Here is a 16,067-nt window from a genome sequence, read left to right as displayed (position 1 = left end):
TATTTTAGCACTTTTTTATATGGAAGGAGAAAGAGAAAATGACCGCCTATACTCATACAATTCTTCGCATGAAAGAAAGCAGTAAACGATCTCTTTCTGTGAAACAAACGGACTCATGGCAAACATCTTCACTGATGTTCTTGACTACGGACGGTGCGGTGAGAGTTGACATGGAAGGAATTCGATATGAGCTAAATGCAAAAGACAGTGTGTTGATCCGCTCAGGAATAGATGTCATGGTTGAATCTTTATCCAGCGAGCAAGTAGTGATCTATACGGTCACATTTGACCAATTCACTCTGGCACATGATGCACAAAATGAATTGGTCTATAAGGTGAATCACGATCATCTCCCTGATAACGGGGAAGTTGTGAAAGGCTCTGCCGTCCTTTTTTCTTACATCAAACAAATACAGACGAGCCAAATCATACAAGAACAGGCGAAATGGCTGGAAGAAATCATGTTCATTTTCCGCAAACAATCCAAGCCATACAACGAAAAAGTGCATTATTCGATTAACATGATCTTGCAGTATATGGCTGAGCATTATGATCAAAAACTAACAAGAAAAGACTTAGCTCATAAGATGGGGTTTCATGAGAGTTACTTTTCTACCTTTTTCAAACAAAGTATGGGGATGAGTGTGACAGAATACATTGCACAAATTCGAATAGACGAAGCCAAAAAACGTCTTCTGCAAACAGACGATCAAATTCAAATCATAGCACGGCAAGTCGGGTATGCAGACAGTTTATATTTCAGCAGGAAGTTCCGTCAAAAAACAGGAAGAACGCCCAGTCAGTTTCGAATGAACCGAAGACCAGAGCGGATTGCTGCTTTTCAATTTGTCGGGTTATTGGTTGCAATAGGCATTGAGCCTGTTTGTATTGACGAAGAAACCGATCTCCATTCAGATATACTCAAAGAACATCTGGCCAGTTCGCTTATCATAAATGAACATACGCCTGATGACGTCTTTAAATCACTTCAATTAGATGTCATCATCGTCCCTAACTATTATTATTCAAAACCTGCATTGATCAAGCGATTGGAGCAAATCGCACCTGTTCTTGTTCTGCCATACGCCGGTCATCATGCTGTACAAGATGTACTGTCTATAGGACGCCTTTTAGGAAGAGAAGATGAGGCAAACGATTGGGTGAAACGATTTGAACAGCATAGTCAACAGGCAAGAAACACCCTGTCTTCCTTTAGAGAAAAAGGCGAGACCGTTGCAATCTATGAAATGAGAGGACATGACAAAGTGTATATGTGGTCCTATGAGGCAAGAGGCGCCTTCTATCTTTACGAAACGCTTGGCTTAAAACCTCCAAAAGCCATTTTAGAAGAAGTTCTTCTTCCTAATCAACATACAGTCATTCCTTTAGAGAGACTTGGAGAATACGAGGCGGATCATATGTTTTTTATTGTCTCTGACCAATATGGGTGGTATAAGCAAATGGACAAGCGAATGGAAGAAAGTGATGTTCTTCGTCAATTATCGGCTGTGAAAAATGGTACCTTTTATCCAGTAAAACTGGAGGAGTTTCGATTTGATGAAGGAGAGCGTGCACTTCTTTTGATGGACCGGTTTGTCTCTCAATTGACACAGTCAGCCTATCCAACAATTGTCCATATGTAAGTTGCGAGAATCCTCCATAGACCACGACAGATGAGGTTGATAGAATACATGAGACTAGTAATTGATAACTATTCTCATTTGTAGTGGCGAAAATGAAGGAGGAATATGGAGATGAAAAAGACGTATTGGATATGTGCTGTCATTCTTCTAATGATATTGACGGCTTGTGGCAATAAAGAACAGGCCAAAACAGCAGAATCAAAGCAAGAAACGAAAACGGTTGAAACAGTGAAAGGAAAGATAGAGATTCCAGCTGAACCTAAACGAATTCTCGTAGATGGATATTTAGGGAGTGTGATTGCACTTGACGTTCAGCCTGTTGGATCGACAACGCAGGATTTAAAGAACGTACACTTAAAGGGCAAGATAAAAGGAATAGAGGACATCAGTGACGAGCGTTCAGCTGAAAAAGCACTTAGCTTAAAGCCTGATCTGATTATCACAGCCGTACAGGATGAAAAAGTCTATGATGTGTACAAAAAAATAGCCCCTACCATCGTGTATCCTTACGGTTCTTTCAAAGATGCACATGAAGAATTAACGACGCTGGCAAAAATTTTAAATAAAGAAGAGGAAGGAAAAGCATTCCTCACCGCCTTCGATCAACGAATTGAGGCTGCTAGGAAAAAAGTGAAGTCTGCTTTAAAAGAGAATGAAACGGTCTCGATCATGGGCGCTTTTAAAAATGATGTCTATGTATATGGTAACGGAATTTATCGAGGCGGGCAGGCATTATATCAGCAATTACAGGTAAACCCGCCAAAACAGGTCAGAGATACAATTTTAAAAAGTAAAACAGGGTATGAAGTCATTTCTTATGAAACCCTTCCTGAATATGCAGGAGACTACATTTTCATTGATGAAAGCAACGGCGGAACATTTGATAAAAACAATTCTATTTGGAAGAGTCTAGAATCTGTCAAAAAAGAGCAGACCTATCAAATGGATACAGAGTTCTTCTGGCCTTACGATCCGATTGCAGTAGCCAATCAAGCGGAAGAGTTTGCTGACATATTGACAGAAATGTCTGATCGGTAGGAGGTCTGTCAATTGTTAAAGCGTTTCTTCTCATACTACAAACCATATATGGGGCTGTTTATATTAGATTTTTCCTGTGCGGTACTGGCAGCCTTACTCGAATTATCCTTTCCCCTTGCCATCAGTAAAGTGATGGACGATTTGCTGCCAAATGGTGATTGGGATGCCATTTGGTTTTGGGGCATTCTGCTCCTCAGTTTATACGTGATCAGCTCTACGATGCATTATGTCGTGACCTATTTTGGGCACAAATTAGGCATTAATATAGAAACGGATATGAGGAATCAGCTATTTTCTCATGTACAAAGAATGTCCTTTCGCTTCTTTGACAAAAAGAAAACGGGAAAACTCGTGTCCCGTATGACAAATGATTTAATGGATATTGGAGAAATCGCGCATCATGGCCCGGAGGATTTATTTATCGCTATCATGACACTCACGGGTGCCTTTGGCTTGATGCTGTCGATTAATTGGCAGCTGGCAGTTCTCACATTTATTGTCGTTCCATTCTTGATCGGATTATCCGTCTACTTTACGAAAAAAATGTCTGCTGCTTTTGATAAAATGTTCTCGAGTATTGGTCAATTCCATTCACGTGTGGAAAACAATATTAGTGGCATACGGGTTGTGAAAGCATTCGGAAATGAATCACATGAAATGGACCGATTTATTGAACATAACGAGCAATTTAGAAAGACAAAGCTAACCACATATCAAATGATGGCTGTGCATACCGCTGTTAGTCATTTTCTTATTAAGAGTGTGACAGTGTTTGGCCTTGTATGCGGCGCATGGTTTGTGCTGCAAAAAAATATGACGTATGGGGAATTTGTGTCATTTGTACTATTAACAGGCATCTTCTTAGGCCCCATTCAACAAATCAATGCAGTCATTGAAATGTATCCAAAAGGTGCAGCGGGCTTTAAACGATTTGCATCACTCATCGATCAATCACCTGATGAAAAGGACGCGGATGATGCCATTGAAGTTGATCAGTTAAATGGGGATATCGTTTTTGAGCATGTGTCTTTTCAATATGAATCAGACAAACCGGTTCTTCATGACATCAATCTTGAGGTGAAACAAGGAGAGACCATTGCGGTCGTAGGTCCCTCTGGTGCTGGGAAATCGACGCTTTGTAGTTTGCTGCCACGCTTTTACGAATGGCAGGAGGGTACCATTACAATTGATGGCATAGAGACAAGAAAGATGACACTGCCTTCGCTGCGGAGACAAATTGGTGTCGTCCAGCAAGATATTTATTTATTCCATGGGACCATCCGAGAAAACATTTTATACGGAAAACTCGATGCATCTGATGAAGAAGTGTGGCAGGCAGTGGAGAAAGCCCAACTGAAGGATCTTGTAAATAGCTTGCCAAATGGGCTTGATACGATTATCGGTGAACGCGGAATGATGTTATCTGGCGGACAAAAACAGCGTATCTCCATTGCACGTATTTTCCTTAAAAATCCGCCAATTTTTATTTTAGATGAAGCCACATCATCTCTGGATACGGAGACAGAATCCTTTATTCAGGGCTCACTTGAAGAACTATCTGAAGGACGAACCACGTTTATTATTGCGCATCGCCTAGCGACCATCCAGCATGCTGACCGGATTGTGGTTTTGACAAAAGAGGGCATCAAGGAGCAAGGCAGGCATGAAGACCTGCTGGAAATGGACGGGATGTACCGGCGTTTGTATGAAACACAATTTAGAATGTAAAAGAGGAAAAGCCGGCATATTGCCGGCTTTTTAGCGTGTGATCATCATCCGACCATTAACTGCGGGGGGCAAATAACATCACACTGACACCAGCTAAACAGATCAAAGCACCCATCCAGTCGTACATATCAGGGGTTTTGCGATCGACCCACCAGCCCCAAAACACAGCGAGAACGACAAAAACACCGCCATAGGCCGCATAAACCCGCCCAAAGGTCGGGAACTGCTGGAATGTAGGGATGACGCCGTAAGCGACCAAGATGAGGCTACCTGCGATTCCGTAGCTGACGGGTTTTGCTTCACGCAGCCACAGCCAGACAAGATAACCGCCGCCTATTTCAGCCAGACCAGCTAATAAAAAAAGAACAATCGTTACAATCATTTTCGGACACTCCAGTTCTCCTGTTTCGTTCTATTATGACATGTTGAAAGGGTGCGTTCTACCTGATGTAAATTGAGAGACGAATGAGAGTTTGCTAAAATCAACTGAACAGTGAATGAAACACATGGATTCTTGACTTTCAATGAGGCGGGTGATCCAAATGGTCAATCCATCCGTTGAGTATGTACATTCTCATGAGGAACACATTTCCTTTTTCAGCGCCCTTTTTTTCTTCTTGAAAAAAGAGTAAAGTACAAAGGAGGCTTATCTCAGCAATTTGAGTGATGAGCCATACGTGAAGATTTCATGATGAATGCATAATGCTCTTTCTCATGAAAAAGGAAGGAGATGACCATGGACACACTGAAGGATTTTGAGCTGTATCACAAGATCAAACATGATCGACATAAGCCCTCGCTTGAATTATTGTACGATCGCTATGAACGTGTGTTATATTCGTTTATTTATAAAATGACTGGAAACCGTGAGCTGGCGGAGGAAGTGCTTCAAGAAGTCTTTATCAAGCTCTGGCGCGGCATAGGAGAATACAATACAGATAAAGGGAAATTTTCCTCATGGTTATTTATGATGTCACGAAACACGGCAATCGATCTATTAAGGAAACACCGAAATGAAACAGCTCTTGAAGATGAGCATATTGAATACTTGGCAGATCATCAAGAAGATGTGTCAAAAGAAGTAGAATGGAACGAAGAAAAACAAATCATACGTGAAGCAGTATCAACATTGTCGAAAGAACAGCAAACCATCATCGAAGATGTCTATTTTAAAGGAATGACACAAAAGAGCATTGCGGAAAAACTAGGCATTCCTATTGGAACGGTGAAGGGAAGAGTTCGATTGTCATTGAAGCATTTACGAACGAAACTGTCTCGCGGAGGAAAGGAGGAAGAGGCATGACTCAGTGTAAACATCAAGTCATTGATTACTTTAACGGGCATTTACAAGGAGAAGAAAAGGCGCAGTTTGAAGAGCACATCAAACATTGCTCGGATTGCAAAGAAGAGCTTGAAGAACTGACATCGCTCATGTCTGATATTCCGTTTCTAGCAGAGGACGAAACGCCTCCGGCAGGGATGAAAGACCGCATTTTATCCAGGGTATTTGAAGAAGAGATACGAGAGACAACAATCGCTGCAACATCGAACCCGCCTCAAGATCTCAAAATGGTTCGTGATGCAAATGAGATGAAACCGCCAATGAAGAAAAAAAATCAATGGCTTTTGCCTCTCGTTGCCGCACTGCTTCTCATTTCTGCAGCTGGGAACGTTTATTTCTTAACAAATGGAACAGATCAAGCAGAAGAATCTATCAAAGTTGTTGCGACAAAATCACTGGCATCTGCCGAATCAGCAAAAACAACGGGTGCTTTTTCAGTGATTGAGCATCACGGCAAAAAAGAGCTTGTCGTGAGTGCCGACGGATTAAAAGATCAGCTTGATTCATCAGCTGTTTATCAAGTATGGCTCATTAAAGGAGATCAGCCTGTTCCGGCCGGTGCCTTTAAAACAGATAGCAAAGGGGAGGGCACCGTCACCTATGCGTTATCTGAAAAAGAAGCAAACGAATCATGGGATACTGTGGCTGTCACCCTTGAACCAAAAAAGGATAACAAGCTTCCGCAAGGCCCTGTCGTACTGAGTGCTGCATTTTAAGCTTGATTCATGAAGGATGCCTTTTTCAGGGCATCCTTTTTTGATAGGCAGAAGGAACCTTATGACAAATGAGACGTACTACATATAGAGGTGAGACACATGCAGCGATACATAGAAAAACAACTATTTCTCTTATCAGGTAGACACGCATTTACCGCATTTTATTTTTTGGTGATCCCATTCATTATAAAAGATCTTTTTAAATCAACTCCTTTACTTATGGTCATGATCGCTCTTTTTATCATTCATCATTTAGTGACAAGTATCGTATGGTTTTATAAATCAAGAAACATTCGAAAGCGTCAATCAGGTGACCTAACCAAACGGGGACATCTCGTTGTCCAGATCATGCAGAGGCTCGAACAGCTCATGATGCTCGGTTTTGTGATGGTATTGATCAGTGGATGGATGCAGGGAGACATTGTGACGCTATTATTCACAATTTTTCTGTTCATCGTCGTTTTCTTACAGCACATTCAGTTTTATTATGTTCAGTACTTTTTTAAATCGAGCGGCTGGTTCACCTATGTCCTCTCTTTACAAAAGGCTCGTCCTTCTTACATCATGAGGGAACGAAGGGCTTTGAAGAAATCCTAAATGTGCAATCGCTTGCTGACTGATCCATCAGCAGCAGAAATGTATGATAAAATGTGGAAAAGAAGCATGGAGAAAGGGAGTGCGAGCGAGTGAAAGCAGTTGGATTATTTGAGTATTTGCCAATTGAGCATGAACAAAGCTTGATCGATCAGGAGGTGGCAAAGCCCAAAGCAGCTGGCAAGGATATTTTGGTGAAAGTAGAGGCTGTGTCGGTGAATCCAGTGGATACAAAGGTGAGGTCACCGAAGAATCAGAAAGAAGATGAATTGAAAATTCTTGGCTACGATGCAAGCGGTACGGTGGTGGAAGTGGGCGAAGCGTGTACGTTGTTTCAGCCGGGTGACCACGTCTATTACGCAGGAGATATCACGCGACAAGGCTCAAATAGTGAATACCAGCTTGTGGATGAGAGAATTGTGGCGAAAAAGCCTGCAAATCTCTCTTTTGCTGAAGCAGCTGCCATGCCTCTTACAACAATTACGGCATATGAAGCGCTATTCGACCGAATGCATATGAAGCGGAATGCAGAAGGCTCGACCTTGCTGATCATCGGTGGTGCAGGCGGAGTGGGCTCTATCGCCATTCAACTCGCCAAATTAGCAAAGGCGACTGTGATCGCCACTGCATCAAGACCTGAAACAAATGAATGGTGTCTCTCATTAGGGGCTGATCATATCATTGACCATCACCAGCCGCTCTTAGCGCAGCTTCAGGAAAAAGGGATTGGCGAAGTGGATTACATTTTATGCTTAAATGATACAGATGGCCATTTCAAAGGGATGGCAGAAGCGATTAAACCTCAAGGGACGATCTGTACCATTGTTGAAAATCAGCACCATTTAGACATTCAATTACTCAAAAATAAAAGTGCTGCATTTGTATGGGAATTCATGTTCACACGGCCGATGTACAAAACCTCGGATATGATGAAGCAGCATGAGCTTTTAAAAGAAGCGAGTACATTATTTGAAGAGAAGAAGTTAAAACATACATTAACAAAGGTGCTCAGCCCCATCAATGCCGCCAATTTGAAGCAGGCACATCAAACACTTGAGCAAGGGAAGATGATAGGTAAATTTGTTCTAGAAGGATTTTAAGGAGGGGCAGCAGATGACATCATTACAATATCCGATTGGCTTATACGAACCGGTGGACCAACAAACGAAAAAGCAGCTGGAGGCATGGATTGATGAGCTGGCACTCATTCCTCAAAAGTATGAAGATTCAGTTGTCCCATTGACAAATGATCAGCTGGATACCCCATATCGGCCAGGAGGATGGACCGTTCGTCAGCTCATTCACCATGTAGCGGACAGCCATCTGAACGCCTACTTGCGATTTAAACTTGCGCTGACAGAAGAAACACCGCACATACGTCCATATGATCAGGAGGCATTTGCTTCACTTCCTGACAGCAAGGCGTCTATCAGTCTATCACTGCCGTTAATCAGCAGTCTGCATCGCAGGTGGGTCGCATTACTTCGCGAGATGACAGAGGAAGATTTCAACGCTGCATATTACCATCCAGCCGATCAACAAACGGTGTCCTTATATGATGCAACAGGAATGTACGTCTGGCATTCACAGCATCATCTCGCCCATATCACGGAATTAATCAAAAGAAATCAGTGGAAGTAAAGGAGTCAACACATGTCTAGTAGAAGAATTGTCGGCGCTATGTTTATCTGCATGGCGGCATTGTTTTATATAGCAAAATTCGTTTTGTTTGAGATTCGTTATGGTGGAAATGTAAGCACAGTAAGAACGATCGAGGAACTGGAAGATATACTCCCAGGCGGTACGTGGATCAGCATCATTTTTCTCATTATCGGTTTAGGTTATCTTTTGTGGGATGACCGGGAAGTCATTCGTCAATATCTTTTCACCCCAGATAAACAAGAAAAAGAAGAAATAAAAAAGACGGACTTCAAGTGACCGTCTTTTTTCCTTTTTTAGCCACGTTCAGGACGAAGTGCTTTTTCTAAAATGGCTAGACCTTCATTGACTTTTTCTTTTTCTTCGTCATTGAGCCGTTGCAGGGAATTTTTAATTTTTTCATGCCCTTTTTGATAAATACTTCTGAAAATATTTTTCGCTTCCTCTGTCAATTCTACGACAATGATTCGACGGTCACGCTCAGAATGCTTTCGTTCCACAAAGTTCGATTGTTCTAACCGATCAAGCAGCCCTGTCATATTGGACAAAGAAGCCCCCATTTTTTCAGCAATTTCGGACACCTTAAGAGAGCCATGGTTATTGAGCAGCATGAGCACTTTCATTTGAGGCATACTCATATCAAGCTTCATCCATTCAGAAACATCTCCAAGTCCTGCAGCAGTGAGCACTTTCATATACAGCACCCATGTCTTTTTTTCCTCAGGAGATAGGATTTCCTCTTTTAGTACGGTGGTGTCATGAATATTATATTCCACGCTTGTTCACTTCCTTTAAGCGGCTCTTTTCTTTATATTACTGATTTTTACTTCTAATTGAAAGTATCATGAAGCTTTTGAATGTTAAACTGCATGAATTAAGTGGTATTTGTTGTATAATAATGGTCAGTTGAAATTAATGAAGCAACTTAGAAAGTTGGGAAAAACATGTGGAACAAAAAAACGGGTATGACGATCTTAAAAATGCTCTTTCCGATCGTGATCATCCTTGTCTTAATTTTTGTCGCCAAGCAGGAGCTGAGCGGCCTTTCCATTAAAAAGACGTTTTATATTATTGACAGCTTGAATCGAATGGACTTGTTTATTCTTGTCTTTCTTGGACTTGTCGCTGTTTTATCCATGTCCTTATATGATTTTATTTTAAGAAAAAGCCTTGATATGCCCATCAGCGGCTGGAAAACGATCCGAATTTCTTGGATCGCCAACTCCTTTAACAGTGTACTTGGATTCGGTGGTTTATCAGGAGCAGGGCTTAGAACGCTTCTATACAAGGAATACATAACCGATACGAAAAAACTGCTGAAAGGCATAGCCCTTTTAACATCCTCCGTTCTGCTAGGCTTATCTATTTTCAGTGATTTGATTTTAGTTAGGGTCCTGCCAGTTGAAAGTATTATTAGTCAGGAGCCGTGGTTATGGGCATTTGTCATTATTTTTGCTTGTATTGTGCCCATTTACATCATCATGGCGTCCATTCGAAAAAGCTCGATTGAGAGCGGTGAAAACGGACTGAAGCACCCGATCTATGCTTATATTGGTGCATCGTTTTTAGAGTGGCTGGCAGCTGGTCTTGTCATGTACATGGCTGTTGTCTCTATGGGGATGAACGTTGATGTCCGAATTGTATTAGGCGTCTTTGCGATTGCGTCAATCGGCGGTTTAATTAGTATGGTTCCGGGCGGATTTGGTTCGTTTGATCTGATCTTTTTACTCAGTATGCAATACATTGGGTTTGATAAAGAGATGGTGCTGACAGCGCTTGTCTTGTACCGCTTCGTTTACTCCATTTTCCCGTTTATTCTTGGACTTTGTCTAGCGGCATACGATTTAACTGGAACAACACTCAGGCGTCTTGAAGGCAATCCGAGAATGGCGCCTGCTATTGAAACAACAAACGTCTTAATTGTGTTGCACCGAGCGCTGCTCATCCGTTTATTGTACGGATCTTTGTCCATTTTAACGTTTGGAAGCGGTTTGCTCATTATGGCTTCCGTTGTGCTTCCTGTTGATCGTTTAGGTGTGATTACAACCATTCCACGCTTTTTGTTATCAGGATTTAATGGTCTTTCTTTAATGTTCGGGATCATTTTAATGATTTTGTCCATTGAAGTGTATAAAAGAACAAAACGGTCTTATCTATTGACAATGATTGCCCTAGCAGGCGGCTTTGTGTTTACTTTACTAAAAGGGTTTAACCTGAGTTTGATCTTTATATTGCCGGTCATCATGGTGGTATTTTTCTCGCTTCGAAATCAATTTGTGAAGCAGCAGGCGCCTTATTCTTTGAATCAGTTTGTGGCCGCCGCCGCCGGATATTTACTCGTGTTGTTTAACTATAATGTCATTGGAAACTTCATTTGGATGAAAATTGGTCATTTTCTAAGCAAGGACTATTTGGTTCATAATGAACGGCATATCACGATGACCAGTATGATTGCTTTAATTGGCGTCCCTCTTTTCTTTTTCATTAGCAAATTGATTTTTAATAAAAAAGCAGTTCCAATCGGCGAAGAAGCCGATGAAGAAAAATTAAAAACTTTTCTCGAAGAAAAGGGAGGAAATGCTCTTAGTCATCTAGGTTTTTTGGGAGACAAAAAACTGTTTTTCTCAAGTGATGGAGAGGCGATGCTTCAGTTTGGCCGGATTGGCCGTTGCGTTATTGTGCTTGGAGATCCTTCTGGCCGTAAAGCCTCTTATCCGCTTGTACTAGAAGAATTTTTGGAGCAGACAGAAAAAGCAGGCTATCGTGTCGCTTTTTATCAAGTAGAACGTGAAGGAATGGCGCTTTATCATGACCTAGGTTTTCACTTCTTTAAGCTTGGAGAAGAAGCCATGGTCGATTTAGAAACGTTCTCTTTGTCAGGAAAGAAAAAATCAAACTTACGGGCTGTCGCAAATAAATTTGAACGAGAAGGCTATACGTTTGAAATGCTGGAGCCACCCTTTTCAGAGGAATTGATTGCAACCTTAAAACAAATCTCTGACAGCTGGCTGGGCAAGAAAAAAGAAAAAGGATTTTCATTAGGCTATTTCCATGAAGACTACATTCAAAAAGCACCGATTGCGATTTTAAAGGATGAACAAGGACAGATCATATCTTTTGTGTCCTTAATGCCGATGTACCAAAAAGGAGAGATATCCATCGACCTCATGCGTCATATGCATGATGCACCGAATGGGATGATGGATGCACTCTTTATCCACCTTTTTCAATGGGCGAAAGAAAAAGGCTACACATCCTTTAACATGGGAATGGCGCCATTATCGAATGTTGGCACGTTCCACCAGTCCTTTCTGACAGAACGTTTGGCGAGTGTCATCTTCAATAACGTCAGATATATGTATAGTTTCAGCGGCTTACGGTCGTTTAAACAGAAATATAAACCAGAATGGCGCGGAAAATATTTAGCGTATAAAAAGAATACATCACTGCCTGTCACAATGGTGCTCGTCACTAAGCTGATAGGAATGGACCCAAATCGAAAACGGCGTCCATAAGTCCAGAGAACCTTTACCTTTCACTAGGTGAAGGTTTTTTTAGACAAAAGAATAGCAAAAGTGGTAAAGTTGAAGGGTAAGGGGGATGTTCACATGACACTAAATGAATGGTTTACAAAGGGATTAGCTGAACGTACATATGTACACAACATGGAGAAAAATCGTGAAAACTTACTCACGGTGTACAACCAGTACGCAATTCATCAAAAGGAAAAAGAGCTGCTTCAAAAACTTCAAAAGAAAAAGCTCAGAGCGCTTGTGATCACGGCAGATTGGTGCGGTGATGCGATGGTCAATGTACCTATTTTCATGCGTATTGCAAATGAAGCACTGATTGATGCGCGCTATTTCATTCGGGACGAGCACCTAGACCTGATGGATCAGTATTTAACGAACGGGACCGCAAGATCGATTCCGATTATCGTCATCATTGATCAGGACGGGAAAGAAGTGGGGAAATGGGGACCTCGCTCAGCAGAAGCTCAGCGCTTTGTCGACGAGAAAAAGCCGGATAAAGATGCACCCGATTTTGAGGAGGCATTTAAAGTGTTTGCGAAAGAAGCCGCACATCACTATACGACAGATCGTTACTTATGGAAAGATATTGAGAAAGAAATAGTAGAAGTTTTGGCAAAAATATAAACCAAAAGACTACTTCGCCGCAATGGGAAGTAGTCTTTTTTTATCTTGTTTTTGCGTTTCACCTACAAAACACCGCATAAAGATGTAGAAAAACCGCAGAATTCTATCAAATACCGCAGAAAACCGCAAAGCATCACGATTTTCCCAACCACTTTTAGTTGAAAAACCTCATATATGCCATGAAAACAGCTATTTTGCCCTTATCTAAAGGCTCATATAACGCACGTCGGATGGCTTTTTCCCAATACAAGAGGCCCAGCAACTATAGTAATCTAGTTGTAATCTCCTTTGAACGAACTAAAGAAAATAAATGAAGGAAAAGGGCTGGCGATCAATTTATGAAAAAAATCATCTATCTCGATCAAGAAAAAAAGAAGCTCGCTGAATCAAAGAAAAGAGAACAGCGTTCCATCAAATCACTCAGACTGCTTGTGTTTTATGACGGACAAAGTCCTTCATGTGCAAAAGCCATTGACCTGTTGAAATCACTCGATTGGAAAAACCGAATTCACTTTGAATCATTTAGACACTCACAGCTGCTGAGACTGAATAAAATTAGTGAAGAGAAGGCAGAGAAACGAATCGTGTCTATTTCCTTAGCGAAAAATCAAAAAAACTCAGGGATTTATACGTGGCTGAGAATGGCTTGTCATATCCCTGCATTATGGGGAACGGTCCCATTCATTGTACTCAGCATTTGGCTTGGCTTTGGGCAGCATGCTTACGATTATTTTGCGAGAAAACGGTACATTCATTCTGTCGAACAAGTCACCCGTCCCGATACAGATCAACAAAAGACCATCTAATCATAGAAAAAGCATGACCTTCGATCGGCAGAAGGTCATGCTTTTTTGTAATATGGGATAAATGATGCTAAGTGATCAAGCAGCTTCGTTGTGTAAGACATATATGCACGCTTATCAAGCTCAGAAGCCGCATAGGAAAGCAAGGTTCTAAGAGCAAACAAGTACTCATTGTGGAGCTGATTGTGTTCAAAGTAAGGAATCGCTGCTTCTACTAAATAAGTTTTCAAATCATGAGGATTCTCTTCAATCATCAATTTATAGATTTTAATCATATATAAACAGTTTGGTTGAATACGAGGCTGTTTGAGCAGCTCGTGTATGTATGGAAGCGCCTTTTTGCGATCATATTCCGCATACAATGTCGCGATTTCATAAAGCGTTTCACAGTAACGATCTTCTATCTGTTCTTGATTAAAATAATTGAGTGAATCTAGTAAATAAGGCACAGCGGATGAGAAATCTCCTTGGCGTTTTAAGAGAACCCCGTAATAAAAATAAGCTGTCATCTTAATATAAGCATCAGGGTGAAGCGACGTGTGTAAAATCACTTCTTTTAAATATCTTTTAGCTGTTTGAAAGGCCTTTAATTCCAGTGAGATGACCCCATGAATGAGTGTACAATGGATGACCCGCTTGAAATTATTTTTTTGTCTATACAAATCCATTGCTTGATGTGTGGCCTCAAGCGCATCACCGAGATGCCCCATAGCTCCAAGTGCTTTTGCATAGTGATAATACAGGTCACTCTGTTCAACAGAAGCGTAAGAAAAGCAGCTTTCAAGTCTTTTCAATCCTTCTTCGAGCTGACCGATTTTAATCTGATGGATGCCATCTAGATATTCAAACGTTTCTTTTTCTGTGTCAATAAAGGTTTTTTCAAACTTCTTAAGCACGCGGTGCGTTTTTAAGGCAAGCTGCTGTTTTTCTGTTAATAAATAAAATTGAAATAAGGACAAATGATACTGAATCCCTAAATCTAGCGAAAAGAACTGTTCCTCGTGATGAATGATCATTTCTGCATTTTGCTCTGCTTGATCGAGCGCATAGAAATACATGTTCATTTGAAACTCATCGAGCAATGACAGCAGGTGACGCGCCTTTTGCGACAGCGTTTCTTGACTAATTCCAAGCCGTTCAAGCAAAAGATTGATCGTATCTTGATTGGCCTCTTTTGAGCCATTTTCAATTTTACTTAAATGAGAGACAGAACAAATTCCTTCTGCCAACTCCGATTGGGTCATATTTTGTTTGTAACGATAGAGTTTGATGATTTGCCCAATATTGATTTTCATTCCATCCAGAAGCCTCCCTTCCAATCATGGGTTGAAAGCTTTTTGAAAAAATAGCCGCATGAGACAAAGTGGAAATACCTGAAATCATTTCATCATCTTGGCTTTTTTCTCAAAATTTGTTTAAAACGTAATATGATTGTAACATTACTTGAAAAAGTCAAACAACTTTTTAGCAGAGAGGTGAGGTCCTATTTGCAAACAACACATGATCATGTTTATAATGTGAATGAGAATCAATTTCAATTAAGGTTGATTGAAAGGATGACATATATGCCAGAAACAAAACAACAAACAGAAGCGTTAACGGTTCGAGACGCTGTCAGATATAGACGATCGATTCGAAAATTCAAAGAAACGCCGGTGAGCATTGAACAGCTTCAGCCATTATTAGAGGACGCAGTCTATGCACCCAATCATAAAATCACGGAACCGTGGCGTTTTTTATATGCAGTGACGGATGAAGCAAAAGAGGTATTTGTTGAGCGGTTCATTGCTTTCTTTAAACGCAACAACCCAGACGCAAAAGAAGAAAAGATCAATCAGTACAGAGATTATTTTTCTAAAGTACCAGCACTTTTACTTGTCGTTCTAAAAGAAGACGAAAACCCAGTTGTGAGAAATGATGATTTTGCCGCTGTGAGTGCGCTCATTCAAAACTTCCAGTTGTTGGCTTGGGATCAAGGAATCGGTATGGTATGGAAGAGCGGCCGTATTTTATACGACAAAGGGTTTCAACAGGATATGGGATTAAAGGAAAACGAGCGCTTTGCCGCAATTCTTCACATTGGTTATCCAGAAGAGGTGCCTGAGGAAAAGTCACGTCAGAAGGCATCAAGCCTGCTAACTGAAATCAAATAAAAACAGACCTTATCAAAAGGTCTGTTTCTTTTTACTTATTGTTTTTTGGCACGCTGATCGGCTGCTTTCATACGTGCCATCGCTTTTACGTCATTCGGATCTGCAAGTTCTTTGGAAAATTCAACATATTCGCCATCCGTCTCTTGTGCCGCAAGCTGGTGGTTGGATTTTTTGTGTTGGTCTTTTTTCAAAGCTTTTCCCTCCTTTACAAGATCACTTTAGTTATGTGCTTGT

The 16,067-nt window shown here is 41.1% G+C and carries 17 protein-coding genes; 13 read left to right on the top strand and 4 right to left on the bottom strand.

Features of this window, described 5'->3' with window-relative positions; genetic code table 11:
* The first annotated feature begins 38 nt into the window (after window positions 1–38).
* From ACRRMM_RS14240 to ACRRMM_RS14230, 3 genes are all read left to right on the top strand, one after another.
* The gene (locus ACRRMM_RS14240; RefSeq protein WP_048002100.1) at window positions 39–1,643 is read left to right on the top strand and encodes a helix-turn-helix domain-containing protein; all 1,605 of its coding nucleotides are present in this window, start codon (window positions 39–41) and stop codon (window positions 1,641–1,643) included.
* Between the two features lie 111 nt (window positions 1,644–1,754).
* The gene (locus tag ACRRMM_RS14235) at window positions 1,755–2,681 is read left to right on the top strand and encodes an ABC transporter substrate-binding protein (protein ID WP_169476138.1); all 927 of its coding nucleotides are present in this window, start codon (window positions 1,755–1,757) and stop codon (window positions 2,679–2,681) included.
* Between the two features lie 12 nt (window positions 2,682–2,693).
* On the top strand, window positions 2,694–4,409 hold the full coding sequence (locus ACRRMM_RS14230; RefSeq protein ID WP_048002101.1) for an ABC transporter ATP-binding protein: 1,716 nt from the start codon (window positions 2,694–2,696) through the stop codon (window positions 4,407–4,409).
* A gap of 55 nt (window positions 4,410–4,464) precedes the next feature.
* Here ACRRMM_RS14230 and ACRRMM_RS14225 read toward each other — a convergent pair whose 3' ends face one another.
* On the bottom strand, window positions 4,465–4,791 hold the full coding sequence (locus tag ACRRMM_RS14225; protein WP_007496671.1) for a YnfA family protein: 327 nt from the start codon (window positions 4,789–4,791) through the stop codon (window positions 4,465–4,467).
* A 354-nt stretch (window positions 4,792–5,145) separates the two neighbouring features.
* Between ACRRMM_RS14225 and ACRRMM_RS14220 the strand changes: the two genes are divergently transcribed.
* The 6 genes from ACRRMM_RS14220 (at window position 5,146) to ACRRMM_RS14195 (ending at window position 8,999) form a co-directional block, all read left to right on the top strand.
* On the top strand, window positions 5,146–5,712 hold the full coding sequence (locus ACRRMM_RS14220; RefSeq protein ID WP_017358828.1) for an RNA polymerase sigma factor: 567 nt from the start codon (window positions 5,146–5,148) through the stop codon (window positions 5,710–5,712).
* A complete protein-coding gene (locus tag ACRRMM_RS14215) occupies window positions 5,709–6,467 on the top strand; it encodes an anti-sigma factor (protein WP_048002102.1) in 759 nt (252 codons plus the stop codon). Before ACRRMM_RS14220 ends, ACRRMM_RS14215 begins: the two co-directional genes overlap by 4 nt.
* Before the next feature lie 99 nt (window positions 6,468–6,566).
* A complete protein-coding gene (locus ACRRMM_RS14210; RefSeq protein WP_048002103.1) occupies window positions 6,567–7,064 on the top strand; it encodes a hypothetical protein in 498 nt (165 codons plus the stop codon).
* 89 nt (window positions 7,065–7,153) lie between these two features.
* Window positions 7,154–8,161, top strand: coding sequence for a zinc-binding alcohol dehydrogenase family protein (locus tag ACRRMM_RS14205; RefSeq protein ID WP_048002104.1), 1,008 nt, complete (start codon window positions 7,154–7,156; stop codon window positions 8,159–8,161).
* A 13-nt stretch (window positions 8,162–8,174) separates the two neighbouring features.
* Window positions 8,175–8,702: a YfiT family bacillithiol transferase gene (locus ACRRMM_RS14200; protein WP_048002105.1), complete on the top strand. Its 528-nt coding sequence runs from the start codon at window positions 8,175–8,177 to the stop codon at window positions 8,700–8,702.
* 12 nt (window positions 8,703–8,714) lie between these two features.
* Window positions 8,715–8,999, top strand: coding sequence for a hypothetical protein (locus ACRRMM_RS14195; protein WP_048002106.1), 285 nt, complete (start codon window positions 8,715–8,717; stop codon window positions 8,997–8,999).
* Between the two features lie 17 nt (window positions 9,000–9,016).
* Here the strand turns inward: ACRRMM_RS14195 and ACRRMM_RS14190 are convergent, their stop codons facing one another.
* Window positions 9,017–9,496: a MarR family transcriptional regulator gene (locus ACRRMM_RS14190; RefSeq protein WP_008341672.1), complete on the bottom strand. Its 480-nt coding sequence runs from the start codon at window positions 9,494–9,496 to the stop codon at window positions 9,017–9,019.
* 168 nt (window positions 9,497–9,664) lie between these two features.
* Between ACRRMM_RS14190 and mprF the strand changes: the two genes are divergently transcribed.
* The 3 genes from mprF to ACRRMM_RS14175 all read left to right on the top strand — a co-directional run bounded on the left by mprF (window position 9,665) and on the right by ACRRMM_RS14175 (window position 13,683).
* On the top strand, window positions 9,665–12,235 hold the full coding sequence (gene mprF, locus ACRRMM_RS14185) for a bifunctional lysylphosphatidylglycerol flippase/synthetase MprF (RefSeq protein ID WP_428828829.1): 2,571 nt from the start codon (window positions 9,665–9,667) through the stop codon (window positions 12,233–12,235).
* A gap of 93 nt (window positions 12,236–12,328) precedes the next feature.
* Window positions 12,329–12,877 carry a thioredoxin family protein gene (locus ACRRMM_RS14180; RefSeq protein ID WP_008341670.1) on the top strand — a complete coding sequence of 183 codons (549 nt, stop codon included), beginning with the start codon at window positions 12,329–12,331 and terminating at the stop codon, window positions 12,875–12,877.
* A gap of 338 nt (window positions 12,878–13,215) precedes the next feature.
* Window positions 13,216–13,683, top strand: coding sequence for a thiol-disulfide oxidoreductase DCC family protein (locus ACRRMM_RS14175; RefSeq protein ID WP_007496690.1), 468 nt, complete (start codon window positions 13,216–13,218; stop codon window positions 13,681–13,683).
* A gap of 35 nt (window positions 13,684–13,718) precedes the next feature.
* Here ACRRMM_RS14175 and ACRRMM_RS14170 read toward each other — a convergent pair whose 3' ends face one another.
* Complete coding sequence (locus ACRRMM_RS14170) at window positions 13,719–14,975, bottom strand: transcriptional regulator (RefSeq protein WP_035391280.1); 1,257 nt, start codon at window positions 14,973–14,975, stop codon at window positions 13,719–13,721.
* A gap of 270 nt (window positions 14,976–15,245) precedes the next feature.
* Here ACRRMM_RS14170 and ACRRMM_RS14165 point away from each other — a divergent pair, with 270 nt between their 5' ends.
* A complete protein-coding gene (locus tag ACRRMM_RS14165; protein WP_024720283.1) occupies window positions 15,246–15,833 on the top strand; it encodes a nitroreductase family protein in 588 nt (195 codons plus the stop codon).
* 35 nt (window positions 15,834–15,868) lie between these two features.
* Here ACRRMM_RS14165 and ACRRMM_RS14160 read toward each other — a convergent pair whose 3' ends face one another.
* Window positions 15,869–16,024, bottom strand: coding sequence for a YfhD family protein (locus tag ACRRMM_RS14160; RefSeq protein ID WP_008341997.1), 156 nt, complete (start codon window positions 16,022–16,024; stop codon window positions 15,869–15,871).
* Window positions 16,025–16,067: the final 43 nt, after the last annotated feature.

This window comes from Bacillus sp. XT-4, from assembly GCF_050864245.1.
Classification (GTDB): Bacteria; Bacillota; Bacilli; order Bacillales; family Bacillaceae; genus Bacillus; species Bacillus altitudinis.
This window is presented reverse-complemented; position numbering and strand designations above follow the sequence as displayed.